Origin of the sequence: Pseudomonas sp. IT-P74, assembly GCF_949768175.1 — a bacterium.
GTDB lineage: Bacteria > Pseudomonadota > Gammaproteobacteria > Pseudomonadales > Pseudomonadaceae > Aquipseudomonas.
Genome location: NZ_CATKQD010000088.1, coordinates 139,825 through 157,124 on the forward strand (window position 1 = coordinate 139,825; position 17,300 = coordinate 157,124).

13 protein-coding genes are annotated in these 17,300 nt (G+C 59.2%); 8 read left to right on the forward strand and 5 right to left on the reverse strand.

Going from position 1 to position 17,300, the window contains the following annotated elements; all coding sequences use genetic code 11:
* Positions 1-579: 579 nt before the first annotated feature.
* Positions 580-1,254 (reverse strand): hypothetical protein, encoded by a 675-nt coding sequence (locus ACM6J5_RS26655; protein ID WP_218187513.1) that lies wholly within the window; start codon positions 1,252-1,254, stop codon positions 580-582.
* 518 nt (positions 1,255-1,772) lie between these two features.
* Between ACM6J5_RS26655 and ACM6J5_RS26660 the strand changes: the two genes are divergently transcribed.
* From ACM6J5_RS26660 to ACM6J5_RS26670, 3 genes are all read left to right on the forward strand, one after another.
* A complete protein-coding gene (locus tag ACM6J5_RS26660; RefSeq protein ID WP_129449910.1) occupies positions 1,773-2,078 on the forward strand; it encodes a hypothetical protein in 306 nt (101 codons plus the stop codon).
* A gap of 60 nt (positions 2,079-2,138) precedes the next feature.
* Positions 2,139-3,632 (forward strand): hypothetical protein, encoded by a 1,494-nt coding sequence (locus ACM6J5_RS26665; RefSeq protein WP_150707719.1) that lies wholly within the window; start codon positions 2,139-2,141, stop codon positions 3,630-3,632.
* 224 nt (positions 3,633-3,856) lie between these two features.
* Positions 3,857-4,093, forward strand: a complete 237-nt coding sequence (locus tag ACM6J5_RS26670) for a hypothetical protein (RefSeq protein WP_414929648.1) — start codon at positions 3,857-3,859, stop codon at positions 4,091-4,093.
* Between the two features lie 702 nt (positions 4,094-4,795).
* Here ACM6J5_RS26670 and ACM6J5_RS26675 read toward each other — a convergent pair.
* The 4 genes from ACM6J5_RS26675 to ACM6J5_RS26690 are packed head-to-tail and all read right to left on the reverse strand — an operon-like array spanning position 4,796 to position 9,578.
* Positions 4,796-5,821: a DUF2955 domain-containing protein gene (locus ACM6J5_RS26675; protein WP_414929649.1), complete on the reverse strand. Its 1,026-nt coding sequence runs from the start codon at positions 5,819-5,821 to the stop codon at positions 4,796-4,798.
* Positions 5,811-6,929 carry an HlyD family secretion protein gene (locus tag ACM6J5_RS26680; RefSeq protein ID WP_095945952.1) on the reverse strand — a complete coding sequence of 373 codons (1,119 nt, stop codon included), beginning with the start codon at positions 6,927-6,929 and terminating at the stop codon, positions 5,811-5,813. Before ACM6J5_RS26680 ends, ACM6J5_RS26675 begins: the two co-directional genes overlap by 11 nt.
* Positions 6,922-8,433 (reverse strand): efflux transporter outer membrane subunit, encoded by a 1,512-nt coding sequence (locus tag ACM6J5_RS26685; RefSeq protein ID WP_095945951.1) that lies wholly within the window; start codon positions 8,431-8,433, stop codon positions 6,922-6,924. The genes ACM6J5_RS26680 and ACM6J5_RS26685 overlap by 8 nt, the downstream gene beginning before the upstream one ends.
* A 14-nt stretch (positions 8,434-8,447) precedes the next feature.
* Positions 8,448-9,578: an AI-2E family transporter gene (locus ACM6J5_RS26690; protein WP_414929650.1), complete on the reverse strand. Its 1,131-nt coding sequence runs from the start codon at positions 9,576-9,578 to the stop codon at positions 8,448-8,450.
* Between the two features lie 567 nt (positions 9,579-10,145).
* On the opposite strand from ACM6J5_RS26690, the gene ACM6J5_RS26695 reads away from it, so the two are divergent.
* The 5 genes from ACM6J5_RS26695 to ACM6J5_RS26715 all read left to right on the forward strand — a co-directional run bounded on the left by ACM6J5_RS26695 (position 10,146) and on the right by ACM6J5_RS26715 (position 17,297).
* A complete protein-coding gene (locus tag ACM6J5_RS26695; RefSeq protein WP_150671901.1) occupies positions 10,146-11,048 on the forward strand; it encodes a LysR family transcriptional regulator in 903 nt (300 codons plus the stop codon).
* A 118-nt stretch (positions 11,049-11,166) separates the two neighbouring features.
* The gene (locus ACM6J5_RS26700) at positions 11,167-11,793 is read left to right on the forward strand and encodes a glutathione S-transferase family protein (protein WP_414929651.1); all 627 of its coding nucleotides are present in this window, start codon (positions 11,167-11,169) and stop codon (positions 11,791-11,793) included.
* Between the two features lie 63 nt (positions 11,794-11,856).
* Complete coding sequence (locus tag ACM6J5_RS26705) at positions 11,857-13,887, forward strand: pyridoxamine 5'-phosphate oxidase family protein (protein WP_414929652.1); 2,031 nt, start codon at positions 11,857-11,859, stop codon at positions 13,885-13,887.
* Positions 13,888-13,996: 109 nt separating this feature from the next.
* A complete protein-coding gene (locus ACM6J5_RS26710) occupies positions 13,997-15,193 on the forward strand; it encodes a DUF3142 domain-containing protein (RefSeq protein ID WP_095945946.1) in 1,197 nt (398 codons plus the stop codon).
* Positions 15,180-17,297, forward strand: coding sequence for a hypothetical protein (locus tag ACM6J5_RS26715; protein ID WP_414929653.1), 2,118 nt, complete (start codon positions 15,180-15,182; stop codon positions 17,295-17,297). Before ACM6J5_RS26710 ends, ACM6J5_RS26715 begins: the two co-directional genes overlap by 14 nt.
* Positions 17,298-17,300 lie beyond the last annotated feature (3 nt).

The following is a 17,300-nucleotide window of genomic DNA, read 5'->3' on the forward strand; positions in this document are numbered from 1 at the left end:
CCAGACGCTTCCAGATACCCCCATCAACAAACAGCGGGCTGACGCCTCGAGGAAAAACTTAACGCGGTGTCTGAGATTAGTTGACCCTGCCGTAAAAAGATAAAGGGGTGCTAGACTCCTTGCGAGGTCTAGCACCCCTAACCTTGCACCACCATAGCCCTGACCAGTCAAGACTCGACCCTCAGCTGGTTCAGGGCTTTATTTTTAAGGGCGCCGAGGTGGGTGGATTGGCACTCGGCGCCCGCGACTCTTCTCCTCAGTAATTGCATTTTTGGCCTCCTCTAGGTCGTATCGGTCAGCTAAGCGTTGCACCACCACAGCCCTGGCCAGTCAAGACTCGACCCTCAGCTAGTCCAGGGCTTTATTTTTGAGGGCGCCGAGGTGGGTGGATTGGCACTCAGCGCCCGCGACTCTTCTCCTAAGTAACTGCATTTTCGGCCTCCTCTAGGTTGTATCGATCAGCTAAGCGTTGCACCACCACAGCCCGGACCAGTCAAGACTCGACCCCTCAGCTGGCCCAAGGCTTTATTTTTGAGGGCGCCGATGTTGGTGAATTAGCACTTAGCGCCCCGTATTCTCCTACGCATCAGCATTCGTCCTCCTGATCCGCTTGGGTTTGGTGGGTGGAGCTGGGGCCGGCTCGTCCAATACGGAGGGGCTCGATGCCTGCTTAGCAACTTCAGCAGCCACAGCCGCCTTCTCTGCTTCTTTGAGCGCGGCCCAATAGGCATGGAGCGCTTCTATGTCGCCATAGGCACCGATCTCCGGAAGTCGCTCGATGAAGCGGCTATACAGGCCATCCTGAACCTTGCCGTGGTTGCGCATCCACTCGACCGCAGCGTTAGGATTAGTGAGCATCACGTAGTGAAATTCACCGGATGCGCCTGGCTTGGTCATGATGAAGTTCAGCTCCCGGAGCTTCTTCATCCGGCGACGCCAAGTGTCCACGGCCCGCTCCCCGAGAAACCCGGCTTCAGCCGCAAAGGTGCTTGGGTTCTCGATCGTTATGACCGGATGATCGGGCATGCGCGCCCATAGACAAAACAGCACGTGCCCGGCAGGCTGCCCCTTCGAATCGGCGTCAATAATCTGCATGGCAATGGGCAGGGTTCGAGGAATCGTGCTAAAGCCGTCGTGGGTTTTTCGCGTCCATTTCAACGCATCGGGAATGTTGGGAAAGTGAACCAGCATCAGTTGCTGAGCACGTTCCGCCATCGTTAAGCGGCGTTTTGCTGACTGTTTTGCGTTGGCCATTGTGCAGCCCTTATCCGTTTACTGTGGGGTCCAGTTTCCGGGCATCTGTTGACGATGGCAAACCGTCATTACACGCTCATATCGCGCATTTCTATGCACGTGAATGAACGATACAGACCACTCAAATTCCTGATATGAGGCTAGTTCAGATAATCGAATTGCGCGATATCACGCAGAAAATATTTATAACCTGCTGAATTTCATGTTTATATTTTTGTTTTGTGGTGCTCCGCTGTGCTGAATGTGCTCAGCGTACTCAGTGTGCTCGCCGTGCTGCGGGGTGTAGGGTGTGGGAAGAGGGGCATGGCGAGGTGGGCTAGCATCCATTTTTCTCACCTGAAGACATGATCGCCTTCATCAATAGCGAACCTTCAAAGTCGGAAAGAGGAAGCTCTATTGCGCACTTCAGTGGTGGGGGCCAGCGAATTGTAGCCATTGAAAAAACCTACCCTAGTTGAGAAGCGGCCTGTTCAGTACCTTTCACCTTGCGATCAACGCAATCAACCAAGAGGTGAGTCATGAAAGAAAAATTGAGTCGTGCGGCACGGGCGTCCAAGTCTGTCTACAAGGCTGGGAGTGAGCATTACCACTTCAACATGGGATGCATGGAACAGGGTGAGCCCCGCATGCTGGCTGCAATGCAGGAGGACATCCTGAAGAACCAAAAGCTTTCCTTCGAGGACGCGGCTTTTGCTGCTGCAGTTGAATTCAAGGTCATGAAACGGCTTGAGTCCGGTGAGGAGCGTTTCAAAGCGATTCGTGAGCGAGCGGCGTCAGCAAATGTCACTACCCAGGCGATTCCTGCCCCCGGTTTGTTGGCTTAAGAACCTCAATTGCCGCCTCAAGAACTAATGGGGCGGCACACTCTGATCCAGGAGACACATGTGGATTTAGAAAAGCTTCGTGAGCAGGTTCAAGAACAGCCGGAGGTTCAGCAGTGCCCGGAAGGGCCTTTTAGCCGGGCTTTTCTGCGGGGACACGCAAGGATTGGTGTACGCACCCTAGATACGATGGCATACAAATGGCCGAAGAATTCTCAATCGCTGGTCGAGCTCATCGTCAACTACCTGCTGACCGATGACGAGCGTGGCATGGTATTCCCATCGGCCTATGATATGGGGAACCGGCAGATACTTGATTCGGAAAGCACTCGTCCAGCTCGTATCTCGGAGTACTTGCAGGTGCTCTTTACCGGTCGCGCCCCAAAACCCCTGTTGAAATCTGTCAAGGATGACATCAAGCAGTGGACAGGCCATGAATTTAGGGCCTACTGGGAGTTTGATCGGAGCATTGCCACCAAGGTGCTGTGTGGTCTCTACGAATTTAGAGCGTGGAATCGTCCGACACTGACTAGCCTTCTGCAACGCCTCGAGCCCGCTAGGAGTTTTTCTTCTGAATTCAGAAGCGCCTGGCCATTTACGTCTGATGGTGAATCCGCAAGGAAGGCCCGAGAGATCGTTGCTGTCGTCGCGGATCTCAAGGCCATGATGACGTTCCAGATGGGGAGTGACCATGATCACATGAGGCAAGTCCTGCTGTTACTGCAATGCCAGTTCGAAACCCGAAGCTTTCCTCACGTATTCAGCACCCTGAAAGGCTACCGACCGATGAAGGCTCAGGTGATCCAAGAGCTAACCACATGGCTGCCTCAAGGCAGTGCCAAAGCGGCGGGTAGGCTTGATCAGGCGCTATACATCTATCTCACGCTACTGGAGATCGAACACAAGCTCCATGCGACCGATGCGCTGGTAGAGTTCTTGAGCACGGATAGCAGCATTCCAGTCCTTACTAATTTGGAACCAAGTGGTGAGCTGCTGTATGACGAAAATGAAATCGATGCTCATCAGATCTTCGATGGGCTCGAAAGCATTACTGGCATCCATATAGAGCGACAGGAACGGCAGTTTTACTGGAATTGCTCTAGCTTGGTGCTGGCGATGAGTCTCAGGGTGAGCGAGGAAATTTCTCTGGTGGAGCGATTTTCGGCGTTGGCAGCAGTATCAGGCACCAGGGTGCAAGAACTGGAGTATCCAATCTGGTGGAAAGGTTACAAATCGATTAGCCAGAGACCTTGGTTCTATCTCACTAGTGCAGTGGAGGCCTTGTCTGAGAGCGCTATAGACAGTGTGATTGACACTGTCCCTTATGGCTACCGAGAGTTCTGGGCACAAAGATACAGTCTGATTGTGCATCGTGCTTTGAGGGCCGAGGAGGTATGGCTTGACTGCAACTACTGCGCAAGCGAAGAAATCAGGATGGTCGTGGAAATGTTTCGTTCGATGGATGCGGATGTAGCTGTTCAACACGCCGACGCGTACATCCAGATGAAGATTGATAACAGCCGGAGGCAATCGGACAAGATTTTAGCTGACAGGTAGGTGCTCGTTGTGGGGGCACCGGCGCGACTGGCAAAGACACCTTGCGAAGGTCAGTTTGGCATACATTGCTGCGGCAAAAGCTGCGCAATCTTACTGGCCTTATGAGTCGGCATCCAGTTTTACACGGTCCTGACGCAGGTATATATAGCGCTTCCGGGGCGACCTCGTGAACCTGATTGAGAAGGCGAAAACCCATGGATATCCCTGAGAACCAAGGAGTAGTTATGTCCGATTCACCTGAAAAAGTCACTGCGCTGCAACAGTTGGCGCAGTTGGAGCAGGAACTGAAGGAAGCCGAGGAAGCCTTGGCGCAGTGGCAAGAGTACGACTTTAACCGGAGGGACGGCAGCGGCGCCCAGGACCGTCGCCACGAAGAGCGGGGCGAGCGACTCCGCAATGCCGTATGGTCGGCGCGCCAAGCTGTTGACGCCCAGAAGCGCTATGTCGCCCAACTGCCTTGATGCAAAGGAGCAGTAATGTCCACATCAACTGAAAAACCAGCCGCCTTGCCGAGACTTCACCGATCCAGTCTGACTCCTCGCGAATCATTGTCTGTGCTGGATTCGTGCAGTTTTTGAGGTGGGTCAGTCTTGCCACGCTATGTGGGTGGGGCAATTCGGCGTCGGCGACAACACCTGCAGGAATAGGCTGTGACGTCAGTAATGTCTGAGGACCAAGGCGTCGGCAAGTTAGGAGCGCTCAGACTCAGCCAAGGTGTTTTTTTGTCCGAATTCGTCAACTCGATGATCAACACCACTAAATACAAAGTCAGGACAGTCACGAGTCAATTCCGACTTTGACCCTTCCCCTGGCCGGAGAATCGGCCATGTTTACCATGATCCTTTTCCCAGGTGACACCCCAGTCGACAGTTCAACCCACGTCTGGTTGATGACCATCGGTCTCGTTGCCTAATTCATCCCTCGTCGATGATTCTACGACCGGCGGCCACCTGCCGCCGGTCCTCTTGAACGCGCGTGAAAGCCGTGTCGTTTCTGGTTGCGACAGTTTTAATTGTCTAGAGCATGAGGCTTAAGTCGCGATTTATACTGTTGCGACAGTTTTGCGTTTCCTCCGAAGATGGCTGGAGAGCCCGAGGAATCAGCAGCGGCTGCGACAGTTTTAATTCTCTAAATTCACCCCCTTTCAGGGGGTTTTTCTGTTTCTAGGCGGTCGTAATTCGACGCCGCCGCCGCGTGTCCAGCAAATGGACCATCACACAGGCATACAAAGTCACCAGGATGAACAAGCCCATTCGGATGGCGAAGGCGGTGTAGACATCCTTGCCCGCGGCACTGTCCTGTACCGATTGGCCGAGCAGAATGATCAGGGTTGCCAGGCTGTTGAGCCAGAAGCTTGGTGGTTGTCGGGTTTGCGCCAGGCCGTATAGCTTTCTGGCCGCCAGCAATCCGAATAGCAACATCCACAGAAAAAACATCCACAAGTTGACGAACAGGCTTAGCGCGCACCAGAAAAGAATTGCCATCAGGCCACCGAGCAGGGTCGAGCCGAGCAATTCCTGGCCGGCGGTGCGGGCGCTGGTCGCGCAGCTTTGTTGGCCGAGGCTGACGGCTTTCATGATGATCGGCAGGTAGCTGGCCGGGTCAATCATGGCCAGCAGGAAAGTCGGCAGCACCACCAGCGTGGCCCGTAGCGCCAGCCAGCCGCTTTCGGTTGGCGTAAGGCTCGGACCGGGTTTGGCCGCAGGGGCGCTGGCGGGGTCGGGAAACAGCCAATGGCTGATGGTCAGCGCGGTGACGGCCAGGAACAGGCCCTTGACCAGGGCCACGATCACCTCAAGCGCCAGGGCGAATTCAGCGGTTCCGGCTGAGCTGATCAAGGTCAGGCCCACCACCAGGAAGGTCGCCACCAGCGGGTTGCCGCCGCGCAGGCCATAACCGAAAGCCATGAACAGGCACAATCCGACCAGCAGCACGCCACTGAACGGGTAGTACCGCAGCAGGGGAATGAGCAGCAAGCCGGTCCCGGTGGTCAGCATAAGGATCAGGATCAGGCCCAGGCTGGCCTTGAACGGCAACGGTCGGTTCATCGCCGCCAGCATCATCAGCGCCAGCATCGGCGAGAGGAACGGGATGGGCAGGGCCAGGCCGAAGCTCGCCGCCAGGCACAGCGCCGTACCGAAGCTCAGACGCAGGGCGCGCTGAACCCGGGCCGGACGCTCAATACGCATAGGACATCCAGCTCATCACGCGCAAGAACAGGCGCCCCAGAATATTCAGCGGGTTACTTTCACTCGGGAACGCCATGACTTCGGCCTGCCCGCCGGACCGGATGCCTTGCGGGCCGGTCAACTCACCGGGCTCGAACTCGATGATGACCGGAAAGCGTTGGGCAGGGCGTAGCCAATCACGGCTGTTCTCCACTGTCGGCAAGCTGCCTGGCTGGGTGGTCTGGCCGATATCGACGCCATAGCCGACGCTGCGCACATGGCCTTTGAAAATTCTGCCCGGGTGGGCGTCGAGGATGATGGACACCGGCGTCCCGGGCTGGACACTGCCCAGATTGTTTTCGGTCATGTCGGCGCTTATCCACACATCGTGGATGGCGATCAGGGTCATCACCGGAGCACCGGCGGCGGCGAACTGACCGACATCGGTGCGCAAATCGGTGATCAGGCCGGCCGAGCGCGCGTGGACTTTCGTGTTGCTCAAGTCCAGCTCGGCTTTTTCAAGGTTGCTGGCGGCGCTGAGCAACTGGGCGTTTTCGTCTTCGTTACCGCCCTGTTGTTCGCGCGCACGTTGCACTTCGGCCTTGGCCGCGGCGACCTGGCTGATGGATTCTGACAGGGTGGCGCGGGATATCTCCAGGCGGCGCAGCGAGATGGTGCCCGGGTCTTCGCTGTACAGACGTTCAAGCCGCTGGATGTCCTGGCGTGCCTTGAGCTCGTTGGCCTGGGATGCACGCAGGGACGCTTGCTTGGAGTCGACGCCGGCGGTGTTGGCGCCCACCTGGCGACGGGTCGACTCAAGGTCGGCGCGGGCGCGATCGACGGCGATCTGGTACTGCTCCGGGTTGACTTCAAACAGCAATTCGCCGGCCTTGACGTCCTGGTTGTTGCGTACATGCACCTTGGTCACCCGGCCGGATACCTCGGCGGCCACCGGCACAATGAAGGCCTGCACCCGTGCCTGTTGCGTGTAGGGGGTGTAACGGTCGGCCATCAGGTACCAGACCAGACTCAGGATGATCAGCAGCACCACCCAATTGATCGCTTTTTTCGCTGGGTCGGCGGCGGGTGCCGGGGCTTTCTCGTCGACCGGTTGTTGGCTGTCAGTCATGGGCACTTTCCTTCGGTTCGTCGAGCAGATCGCCCCAATCGGTCCGTTCTTGCATTTGTTTGCGGGTGGCCGGGTCGACCATCGGCTGATCGCTGTACCAGCCTCCGCCCAAGGCCTTGTACAGAGCGATCAGGCTATTGACGGCGGTGCCACGGTTGACCAGGTAGATATCCTGTTGGGCAAACAGGGCACGCTGGGCATCCAGCACGCGCTGGAAATCCGAATAGCCTTCGCGGTATTGGGCGTTGGCCAGGGTCACCGATCGTTCGGCGGCCACCGATGCATCGCTGAGGATCTGGTCGCGCTCCAGCGCCTTGATCAAGCCTGTCGCGGCATCGTCGGCCTCGCGCGCCGCCTGGCGCACGCTGTCCTGGTAGATAACGATCAATTGCTGCAAGCGCGCATCCTGCACGCGGACGTTGTTGGTGATCCGGCCGTGGTCGAAGATGTCCCAGCGCAGGCTGGGGCCGGCCACCATGTCGAGGGTATTGGATGCCCCGTTAAGCGAGCTGGCGGACCAGACGATGCTGCCCAGCAAGCTGATGGACGGGTACAGATCGGTCTCGGCCACACCGATCAACGCCGACTGCGCTGCCACTTGCAACTCGGCAGCGCGCACATCGGGGCGCCGCACCAGCAGGTTGGCCGGCACGTCCTGCAAGACCGCAGTATCGAGCAGCGGCACCAGGCCGGTGTTGCGATTGAGGTCAGGGATCGAGCCGGGTGGCTGCCCGATCAGGGTGGATAGCGCGTTGCGCAAGCTCGCCACCTGGCTTTCGAAGTCCGGGATGGTACTGAGGGTGCCCAGGTACTGGGTCTTGGCCTGTTGCAGATCGAGCTCGGCTTCGGCTCCGCTGTTGAACAGGCGCTCGGTGATCTCGTAGCTGCGTTTTTGCAATTTGGCGTTACTGCGGGCGATGGCCAGGCGTGCCTCGGCAGTGCGCAAGGCGTAGTAGTTTTGCGCCAGTTGCGCGTGCAACAGCACCAAGGCGTTTTCATAGTTGGCCTGAGCGGCAAACCAGGACGCGTCGGCCGACTCGATGGCACGGCTGAAACGCCCCCAGAAATCCAGCTCCCAGCCAATATCGAAGCCGACGCTGTGTTGCCAGAAATGCGTGTCCTGGGGGTTGGCGCCGCCCGACTGCCGACGATTCAGGTACAGGCTGTCGGCGCTGGCCTGCTGCAATTGCGGGTAGCGTCCACTCAGGGCGATACCCAATTGTGCCCGGGACTCCATGACCCGCAGGCCAGCGACATGCAGGTCGGGGTTGTGGGCATCGGCTTCGGCCATCAAATGGTCCAGCACCGGGTCGTTGAACACGCGCCACCATTGGCGGCTGTCAGGTTGCGCGTGTTGTTGGCCGGCGATTTCCAGGGCCGGGGTATTCCAGTGGTCGACCCAGGGTTGGGCCGGCGACTGGAAATCCGGACCCAGTTGCACACAGCCCCCCAGGACGACGGTGCCACAGAGCAGAAGCCGGCTGATGCGAGCAGGGCGTGGCATCAAGCGCAAACTCCTCAGACAGGACGCTGATCGTTCACAGCCTCAATCTCGGGCGTCTCGTTCATTGCCTCGACAGTCGGTTGGTCCTGGACCCACTGCCAGAACAGTTGGTAGCCCACCGCCAGCGCAACCGGCCCGATGAACAAACCGATGAAGCCCCCGCTAACCATGCCGCCCAGGGCGCCAATCAGAATGACCGGCATGGGCACATCGACGCCACGACCCAGCATCAACGGCTTGAGGACGTTGTCGGCCATCCCGGCGATCAGGCTGTAGATGCCAAACACGACGGTGCCCAAGGTGGTGCCGTCGGTGGCGAAGACATACGCGATCACCGGGATGGTCACCAGCAGCACCGGCAATTGCATGATTCCCATCAGCAGCGCAACCATCGCCAGCAGGCCGGCACCGGGCACGCCCATGAGCACGAAGCCCACGCCCACCAGTAACATCTGAATGAACGCGATGCCTACCACGCCCTGGGCGACTGCGCGGATGGTGGCGGTGCACAGCTCGGTAATGCGTGGGCCACGCTCAGGTCCGGAAAGGCGCGAGGTGATGGCCAGGGCGCTTCTTTCGCCGTTTTCGCCATAGGCCATGAGCACGCCGGCAATGATCAGGGCGCCGATGAACAACAGAAAACCTACGCCAACATCGGCCATTTTGCCCAACAAGGTCAGGCCGACGGACTTGATGTAAGGCATCACCTTCATCACCACGCTGCTCATGTCGGTGGCGGCCTGCATCCAGTAGGCATAGATCGGCTCGCCAATGAGTGGCAGGGCGGCGATTTTTTCGCTGGGGAGCGGAATCTGCAGCGTATCGGACTTGAGGACCGCCAGGGTGCCCTGGACCGATTCACTGATCGAGGTGCCCAGCAGGTAGATCGGTACCATCAGCAGAGCCAGGGCGACCACCACGATCAGTGTGGCGGCACGACCGTCCTTGTTGACCAGCTTGCGCTTGATAAGCCCATGCAGTGGATACAGGGTGATGGCCAGAATCATTGCCCAGAGCATCAGGTTGAGGAAAGGGTGGAAGATCTGGAAGCAGAACAGTACCAGCACCGTAATCAACCCGGCGCGAATCAGTACGTCAAGCAAACCACCGGACAGTGCTCTAGCGGAAATGTTAGTGCGCAACATTGTCAAACTCCTTGCGGTGTCACACAGGTTAGCCAGGCCGTTGAAGTTCAACTCTTTCCTACTAAGTGAATCCATAAAGCAAGATCCACGGACAGCCATCCAAGCGTTAAAAGCCCATAACGCCTTACTTTAAGTAGAGAAAACTTCAACGAGGTACCTACCAAAAACCCAATAGGTAACGGGGTGGTTTGTAGTATAGGAGCAGTCGTATATTCCGCCCGTTTACACAGGCTGGAATTCTGCTGCAGTTGATGGCATCCGCTGCGAGGCCTTGCCTGAAGCGGTTTTGAAGCTGAACCAATGGCTCTTTTTCTGTACCGGGCATTAACCGTTGCAGCAGGCTGATCAGGATAATTGCCAACAGTCGCACCCGTCGCAAGCAAATAATCCTCATTAATTCTCAATAATTAAGGTTTGTGACACGCTTGGTTTTTACGGTGCAGGCGCTAGAGTGCAGTAGCCCGTTGATTTAACTGATGGTCGGCCCCCCAACTTTTTTGCTGAACACTTGCGCTTAACATTCCGGCCTTTGCTTGCGATTTATCTATTTGAAATGAGGACGGGCCCATGGACCGCTTCCAGGAAATGCAGGTCTTCGCTGCCGTCGCCAAGGAGCAGGGCTTTTCGGCGGCGGCGCGGGGTTTGGGTCTATCGGCGGCCAGCGTCACCCGAGCGGTCGCGGCGCTGGAGAAGCGAATTGGCACACAACTGCTCATACGTACGACGCGCAGTGTGTATTTGAGCGAGGCCGGCCAGCGATACCTGGAGGACTGTCGGAGAATTCTCGCCGAGGTGCAGGAAGCCGAGGACTCGGCAGCGGGCAGCCATATCCATCCCCGTGGGCAACTGACCATCACGGCACCGGTTTTGTTTGGCGAGATGTTTGTCACGCCCTTGATGGTGAATTATCTGACGCAATTCCCCGAGGTCTGCATCAACGCGCTGCTGGTGGACCGGGTGGTGAGTGTGGTCGAGGAGGGCGTCGATGTGGCGATTCGCATCGGCGAACTTCCTGATAGCAACCAGCATGCGATCCGCGTGGGCGAGGTGCGGCGGGTGATCTGCGCCTCGCCGCGGTTTCTGGCCAGCCATGGTCGGCCCAGGCATCCCCGGGAACTGGCCCAGGCGCCGATTATCGCGACTTCGGCTATCGGCCAACTCAGGAGTTGGCCATTCATTGAAGACGGCGAAACCTTGAGTGTGCGGGCTGAACCGCGATTGGTGGTGACGGCCAATCAGGCGGCCATCACGGCAGCCAGTCTGGGGTTGGGATTCACTCGGGTGCTGTCTTATCAAGTGGCGAGCAAGGTGGCTGTCGGCGAGCTGGAAATCATTCTGGCCGACTTCGAACTGCCGCCGCTGCCCATCCATGTGGTCTATCAGGGCGGGCGCAAAGCGCCGGCCCGGGTGCGCAGTTTTGTCGATTTCGCGGTGAAGACCCTGCGCGAGCATCCGGCACTCACGCGTTGAATTATTTCAAGCACTGAAATAATGGATTGCGTTGGCTGGTGATTCTGTTGGTTTGGATGTGAGTAGAAGATACGACCCATCTCTCCTGAACAGCAGCACTCACCCCGAGGTATCGACCATGCAAGCGATCAAACTCTACAACTTCCCACGTTCCGGCCACGCTCATCGTGTCGAGTTGATGCTGTCCCTGCTGAAGCTGCCGACCGAATTGATCTTGGTTGATCTCGCCAAGGGCGAACACAAGCAACCGGCGTACCTCGCGCTCAATGCTTTCGGTCAGGTGCCGGTGATTGATGACCAGGGCGTGGTGTTGGCCGATTCCAACGCGATTCTGGTTTACCTGGCGCAAAAGTACGGCAATGGTCGCTGGCTGCCGGTTGATCCGGTTGGGGCTGCCAAGGTCCAGCGCTGGTTGTCAGTGGCTGCCGGTCCGATTGCCTTCGGCCCTGCCCGGGCAAGATTGATCACTGTGTTTGGCGCGCCTTACAACGCTGCAGAAGTGATTGCCTATGCCCATACCGTGCTCAAAGTGATCGATCACGAACTGGCCAATACACCATATCTGGCCGGCACTGAACCGACGATTGCCGACGTCGCCGCCTACAGCTACATCGCCCATGCGCCTGAGGGCAATGTGTCGCTGGACGAGTACGCCAACATTCGCGCCTGGCTGGCCCGCATCGAAGCCTTGCCGGGTTTTGTCGGCATGCCGCGCACCATCGCCGGCCTGCAAAAAACCGCCTGATGCTGGTGGCCCGGTGTTGCCGGGCCACCCCGTTCTGCGCCAGAGGCGCAAGGGAGCAGCCGTATGGACCGTTCACCCTGGCATGCCGGTGAGAAACAATTGCAGGCGCTTGTGGGCGTTGCCGAACGAATGGAGGCGTTCGGTCGTAAGGTAATTCGCAGCGAGATGCCGGACCAGCACCGCACCTTCTATCAGCAATTGCCGTTCATGCTGTACGCAGCGGTGGATGCCGACGGTCATCCCTGGGCCAGCATCCTGGAAGGTCTGCCCGGTTTCGCCCACTCGCCAGAACCTGGCTTGCTGCAATTTCGCAGCCTGCCGGCCTTTGATGATCCCGCGCAGTTGAACGACGGCTCGGCCATCGGCCTGTTGGGCATCGAGTTGCACACCCGCCGCCGCAACCGCATCAATGGGCATGTCCGCGCCATGTCCACGGACGGTTTCGCGGTGACCGTGGATCAGTCCTTCGGCAATTGCCCGCAGTACATTCAGTTGCGCCAGTTTCGCTCGGTGCCGCTGGCCGATCCCTCGACGCGTGTCGCCCAGCATTTCAACGAACTGGATGATGCGGCCAAGGCGATGATTACCGAGGCGGACACGTTCTTCGTTGCCAGTTATGTGGAGGTCGATGGCGAGCGCTCGGTGGATGTGTCTCACCGTGGCGGGCAGAGCGGTTTCGTACGCGTGGAAGGCAATCGCCTGACCATTCCGGACTTCGCCGGCAACCTGCATTTCAACACCTTGGGCAACTTGCTTCTCAATCCTCGGGCCGGGTTGTTGTTCATCGATTTCAATACCGGTGATTTGCTGCAGCTCAGTGGGCGCACTGAAATCATCCTTGACGGTCCTCAGGTCGAGGCGTTCCAGGGGGCCGAGCGCCTGTGGACGATCGATGTCGAGCAGGTGGTACGTCGCCCGGCTGCTCTGTCGTTGCGCTGGCGCTTTGACGGCGTTTCACCCACCAGTTTGCTCACCGGCACCTGGGAGCAGGCCACGGCGCGTTTGCAGGCCAAAGCCCTGGGCGATCAATGGCGGCCGTTGCGGGTGACGCGGATTGAAGCGCAAAGCCAGAACATTCACTCGATTTACCTGGAGCCCGCCGACGGAGCCGGGTTGCCACTGTTTCAGGCGGGACAGCATTTGCCTCTTCGCTTCAACATTGATGGCGATGTGCACATTCGCACGTACAGTTTATCGAGCGCGCCGTCCGATGATTTTTTCCGCATCAGCGTAAAGCGCGACGGGAGGGTGTCTACGCATTTGCATGAGCAGATTCGTGTTGGCGATGTATTGGAGGCGCGGGCGCCGCAAGGGCATTTCACCGTGGCGCCCCATGAGCGCCGGCCACTGGTGTTGCTGGCGGCCGGGGTCGGCATCACGCCGCTGTTGTCGATGCTGCGGGAGGTGGTTTACCAGGGCTTGCGCACCCGCCGTATCCGGCCGACATGGTTCATCCAGAGTTCGCGCACGCTGGCCGACCAGCCGTTTCGCCGGGAGCTGGATCGATTGCTTGAGGAAGCCGGCGACGCGGTGCGGGTGGTGCGTTTGCTCAGTCAACCGGAAGCCGAGGCAATGCCAGGAGAGGACTTTGACCTCAGCGGACGGATCGACGTCGCGCTGCTCAAGGATCTGCTGACAGTCGAGGACTACGATCAGCCGGATTTTGTCGTCTGTGGCCCCGGAAGTTTTACCCAGGCGCTCTACGACGGCTTGCGCGAACTGGAGATTCGCGATTCGCGGATTCACGCCGAAACCTTCGGCCCGTCCACCTTGCGCCGACGCCCGGACCCCGATGCAGTGGTCATCGAGCAACCGCCAGCCGCCACCGTGTCTGTGCCCGTGGTGTTCCAGCGCTCGGCCAAGGAGGCGCGGTGGCAGCCGGAGGGCGGCAGCCTGCTGGAGTTGGCGGAAAGCCGTGGCCTGCGCCCGGAGTTCAGTTGTCGCGGCGGCTCCTGCGGCACCTGCAAGACGCGCCTGATCAGCGGTCAGGTGCATTACCCACTGCCGCCAGCGGAGGTGCCGGATGACGGACAGGTGCTGATTTGCTGTGCGATTCCGGCGCAGGGGGCGCAGCCATTGGTACTCGATATCTGATGATCATTGCAGGCGAACATTGCCCGCCGGTCGATGGCTGGGTAGGGTAGTGAGCAGAACGAAAAAGGGCCGCTGAGGCCCTTTCTGCATTTCAGGAACAGGCGTTTCAATGGTTTTTTTCACTCGCTCGATGGTCTTGCTGATGGCGCTGGCGCTCACCACCGGTTGCGAAAGACAGGATGCACCGCCGCTGGATCAACAGCTTTACGTCTGGCAGCGGCAGTGGACGTCGGCCCACGACGCCGCCCTTCGGGACAGTCGCGCCGATTTTTCGACCTTGCGGGTGCTGGCCTTGCAGGCTTTCCCCAGCGCGGGCTGGCGTCAGGCGCGGATTGACCCGGCACTGCTCAAGCGTGATGGCCGGCCGGTGATTGCGGTGATTCGCCTGGATGGGCAGCTCAAGGCGCTTGATCAGGATGAGATCACAGCGCAAACCCGACAGGTGATCAGTGATTGGCAGGGACAGGGATTGAACCTCGTCGGCGTGGAAATCGACCACGATGCCGGTAACGCCCGGCTACCAGCGTACCGCGAGTTTCTCGCTCATTTGCGCGGAGCGTTGCCGACTTCGCTGCCGCTGAGCATCACGGCGTTGCCGTCCTGGCTCGACAGTCGTGAACTGCCGGCGCTGTTATCCACAGTCGACAGCAGCGTGTTGCAGGTGCACGCGGTGAGCGATCCGCGTCGTGGCTTGTTTGATGCCGATCAGGCCCGGCAATGGGCGAAGGCCTGGAGCCGTATCACGACGAAACCCTTCTATCTGGCGCTGCCGGCCTATGGCGTGGCGTTGCTGCCGTCGGCGGGTGGCGCGCCCATTGTGGAAAGCGAAGTCACGGTGGAGCGCGAAGGACTGCGCCGGGAGTTGCTCGCCGATCCGCAGTCGTTACGCACCCTCGGTACCGAGCTGCGGGCCGATCCACCGAAACATCTTGCGGGCCTGATCTGGTTTCGCCTGCCATTGGCCAACGACCGTCGGGCCTGGAGCCTGACTACTTTGCGCGCTGTGGCGCGCGGTGATGCGCTCGACAGTCAATTGAACCTGAAACTCTTGGCCGACAATGGCCTCTATGACATCGGCATCAGCAATCAGGGCAATCTCGACCGCGCCTGGCCCGAACGCCTGACACTGGCGGTCAGCGGTTGTGAGGGGGCCGATGCCTTGGCCGGTTACGCGTTGCAACAGAGCCCGGATCTGCTTACCTTCACCCGCCTGCGCGATGGCCGAATACCGGCCGGCGGGCAGCGTGCCATTGGTTGGGCTCGCTGCGCACACATTGATCAAGGAGGTTCGAATGTTCACCCGTAACTGGCCGCGTCATTTACTTTGCCTGAGCCTAAGCCTGCCGCTGGGTTCGGCGCTGGCCTGCGGCCCGGACTTTCCCATGCGCCTGCTGGATAACCGTGGCCAGTCTATGGCGGAACTGCCGGAAGGCAACTTCAGCTTCGAGATCAGCCGCCTCGGCCATGCCATCAACGGGTTGAAGAACATCACCGCTGGCGCCAACCACGCGGATGAAACTGACCCGGTAGCGCTGCGGGATCAGGCCGAGCAGGCGGGACTTTCCGCTGAGCAACAAGTGTTGGTGAAACACCTGCGCAGCCTGACCGATGCCCGTCAGGTTGAAACCGAAGGGGCGCAACTGCCGCCCGAGCACAGGCTGTACCTGGCGGGCGCCGTGGCATTTGGCGCGGGTGATCCAGCCTTGGCCGCCGGGTATTTCAAGAAGGTGCTGGCCTTGCCCGCCGAGCAACGGGCTTCGCGCAGCACCTGGGCGGCTTACTCGCTGGGGCGCGCGTTGTTCGCCATGAGCGCCGAAGCCGGTGCGGCACCGGATCTGCTCGAACAATCGGCAAAGGCCTTCGAGCAAGCCCGGCAACTGAGCATCGACGGCTTCAGCGATCCACTGGAACTGGGGGTCGCCAGCCTCGGCGAAGAAGCCCGGGTGGTGCGCACCGAAGGTGACTGGAACCGTGCTATCGAGCTGTACGCCTCGCAAAATCTGCACGGTTCCGCGGTGGGCTACGAATCGCTGAAGCTATTGATGACGGACCTGATGTCGCTGCCGGAGGATCAAGTGGCCGAGTTGCTCAAGGGCCAGCCTGTGCAGCAGTTGGTGACCGCATCGCTGATCAGCCGGTTGGGTTGGTCGTTCGGCGATCAACCGCCCAACGAACAAAAAATGATCAAGTTGCTGCAAAACAGCACCCGTGGCAGTCTCGAAAACGCCGACCGCCTGGCGGCGATGAATTATCAACAGGGCGATTACGCCAGCGCCAAGGCTTTCCTCGAACATGCCGGCGATGGTGGGTTGGCCTGGTGGCTGCGGGCAAAACTGGCGGTGCGTGAGGGCGATAAGAGTGCGGCCGCCGCAGCCTACGCCAAAGCGGCCCAGGCCTTCCCGCAGAATGAATCCTGGGGTGAGCGACGAACCCCGGATTACGATTACGAAACACTCCAGCCCAAATGCCGGGTCGAGGGAGAAAGCGCGATCCTGGCCCTGCAACGCGGGGATTACCTGCAAGCCTTCGATCAGCTGTATCGCAGCCAAAGCATTTACTGGTTCGACGCCGCCACCGTTGCCGAGCGCGTGTTGACCCTCGAAGAACTCAAGCACTACGTCGACACTCAAGTGCCGGCACCGCCGCCGCTCAGCCAGCAGGACCGCGACAACTACGTACCCTTGCCGGTGGCGGCGAGCCTGCGCAATCTGCTGGGGCGGCGTTTGTTGCGCGAGGGGCATTACGAGGAGGCGCCGGCGTACTTCGATAACGTCGATTTGCAGAACAAGGCCAAGTCGTATGCCATTTTGCGCAAAGAGGCCGACGCCGCTTGGTGGCCGACGACGCGGGCGGCAGCCTTGTTTAACTCGGCTGTCGTCGCGCGTAAGGCGGGAATGGAAATTCTCGGTTACGAAATGGCCCCGGACTTCGCCACGTTTGACGGCAACTACGTGCTGGACAGCGCGGAACTGAAGGTCGGGCCGCTGGTGGCCGCAGACGAAGTGAAGCGTCAGCAGGTCAGCGCTGCCCAGCCAGATCAGCGTTACCACTACCGGTATGTTGCCACAGCGCTGGCCAGCCAGGCGGCGGACCTTTTACCTCACAGCAGCCAGGCTTTTGCCGCGGTGCTGTGTCAGGCGTACGGATGGAATAGCAGTCTCGAAGAACAAAGTGCGCTGTACCAACGCTATGTCAAAGAAGGTCCCTACGTGGATTGGGCGTTCAACTTCGGCTCTCAATGTCCGTATCCGGATTTCCAGAATGCCGACAAGCGTTATGTAACGCAGGTGACCGATGCCGCGCGTTCGTCACTGCGACCCTATAAAAAACCTCTGCAATATGGCGCAGTGATTGTCATAACGGCTGTCGCGTTGTGGCTGATCAACCGTCGCCGCCGCAAGGCGCAGTAAGGT

What these genes read in the sequence shown, in the direction of transcription:
- ACM6J5_RS26655 (WP_218187513.1), bottom strand. Translation starts at nt 1,254, where the DNA reads ATGGCCAACGCAAAACAGTCAGCAAAACGCCGCTTAACGATGGCGGAA.
- ACM6J5_RS26660 (WP_129449910.1), top strand. Translation starts at nt 1,773, where the DNA reads ATGAAAGAAAAATTGAGTCGTGCGGCACGGGCGTCCAAGTCTGTCTAC.
- ACM6J5_RS26670 (WP_414929648.1), top strand. Translation starts at nt 3,857, where the DNA reads ATGTCCGATTCACCTGAAAAAGTCACTGCGCTGCAACAGTTGGCGCAG.
- ACM6J5_RS26675 (WP_414929649.1), bottom strand. Translation starts at nt 5,821, where the DNA reads ATGCGTATTGAGCGTCCGGCCCGGGTTCAGCGCGCCCTGCGTCTGAGC.
- ACM6J5_RS26680 (WP_095945952.1), bottom strand. Translation starts at nt 6,929, where the DNA reads ATGACTGACAGCCAACAACCGGTCGACGAGAAAGCCCCGGCACCCGCC.
- ACM6J5_RS26685 (WP_095945951.1), bottom strand. Translation starts at nt 8,433, where the DNA reads ATGCCACGCCCTGCTCGCATCAGCCGGCTTCTGCTCTGTGGCACCGTC.
- ACM6J5_RS26690 (WP_414929650.1), bottom strand. Translation starts at nt 9,578, where the DNA reads ATGTTGCGCACTAACATTTCCGCTAGAGCACTGTCCGGTGGTTTGCTT.
- ACM6J5_RS26695 (WP_150671901.1), top strand. Translation starts at nt 10,146, where the DNA reads ATGGACCGCTTCCAGGAAATGCAGGTCTTCGCTGCCGTCGCCAAGGAG.
- ACM6J5_RS26700 (WP_414929651.1), top strand. Translation starts at nt 11,167, where the DNA reads ATGCAAGCGATCAAACTCTACAACTTCCCACGTTCCGGCCACGCTCAT.
- ACM6J5_RS26705 (WP_414929652.1), top strand. Translation starts at nt 11,857, where the DNA reads ATGGACCGTTCACCCTGGCATGCCGGTGAGAAACAATTGCAGGCGCTT.
- ACM6J5_RS26710 (WP_095945946.1), top strand. Translation starts at nt 13,997, where the DNA reads ATGGTTTTTTTCACTCGCTCGATGGTCTTGCTGATGGCGCTGGCGCTC.
- ACM6J5_RS26715 (WP_414929653.1), top strand. Translation starts at nt 15,180, where the DNA reads ATGTTCACCCGTAACTGGCCGCGTCATTTACTTTGCCTGAGCCTAAGC.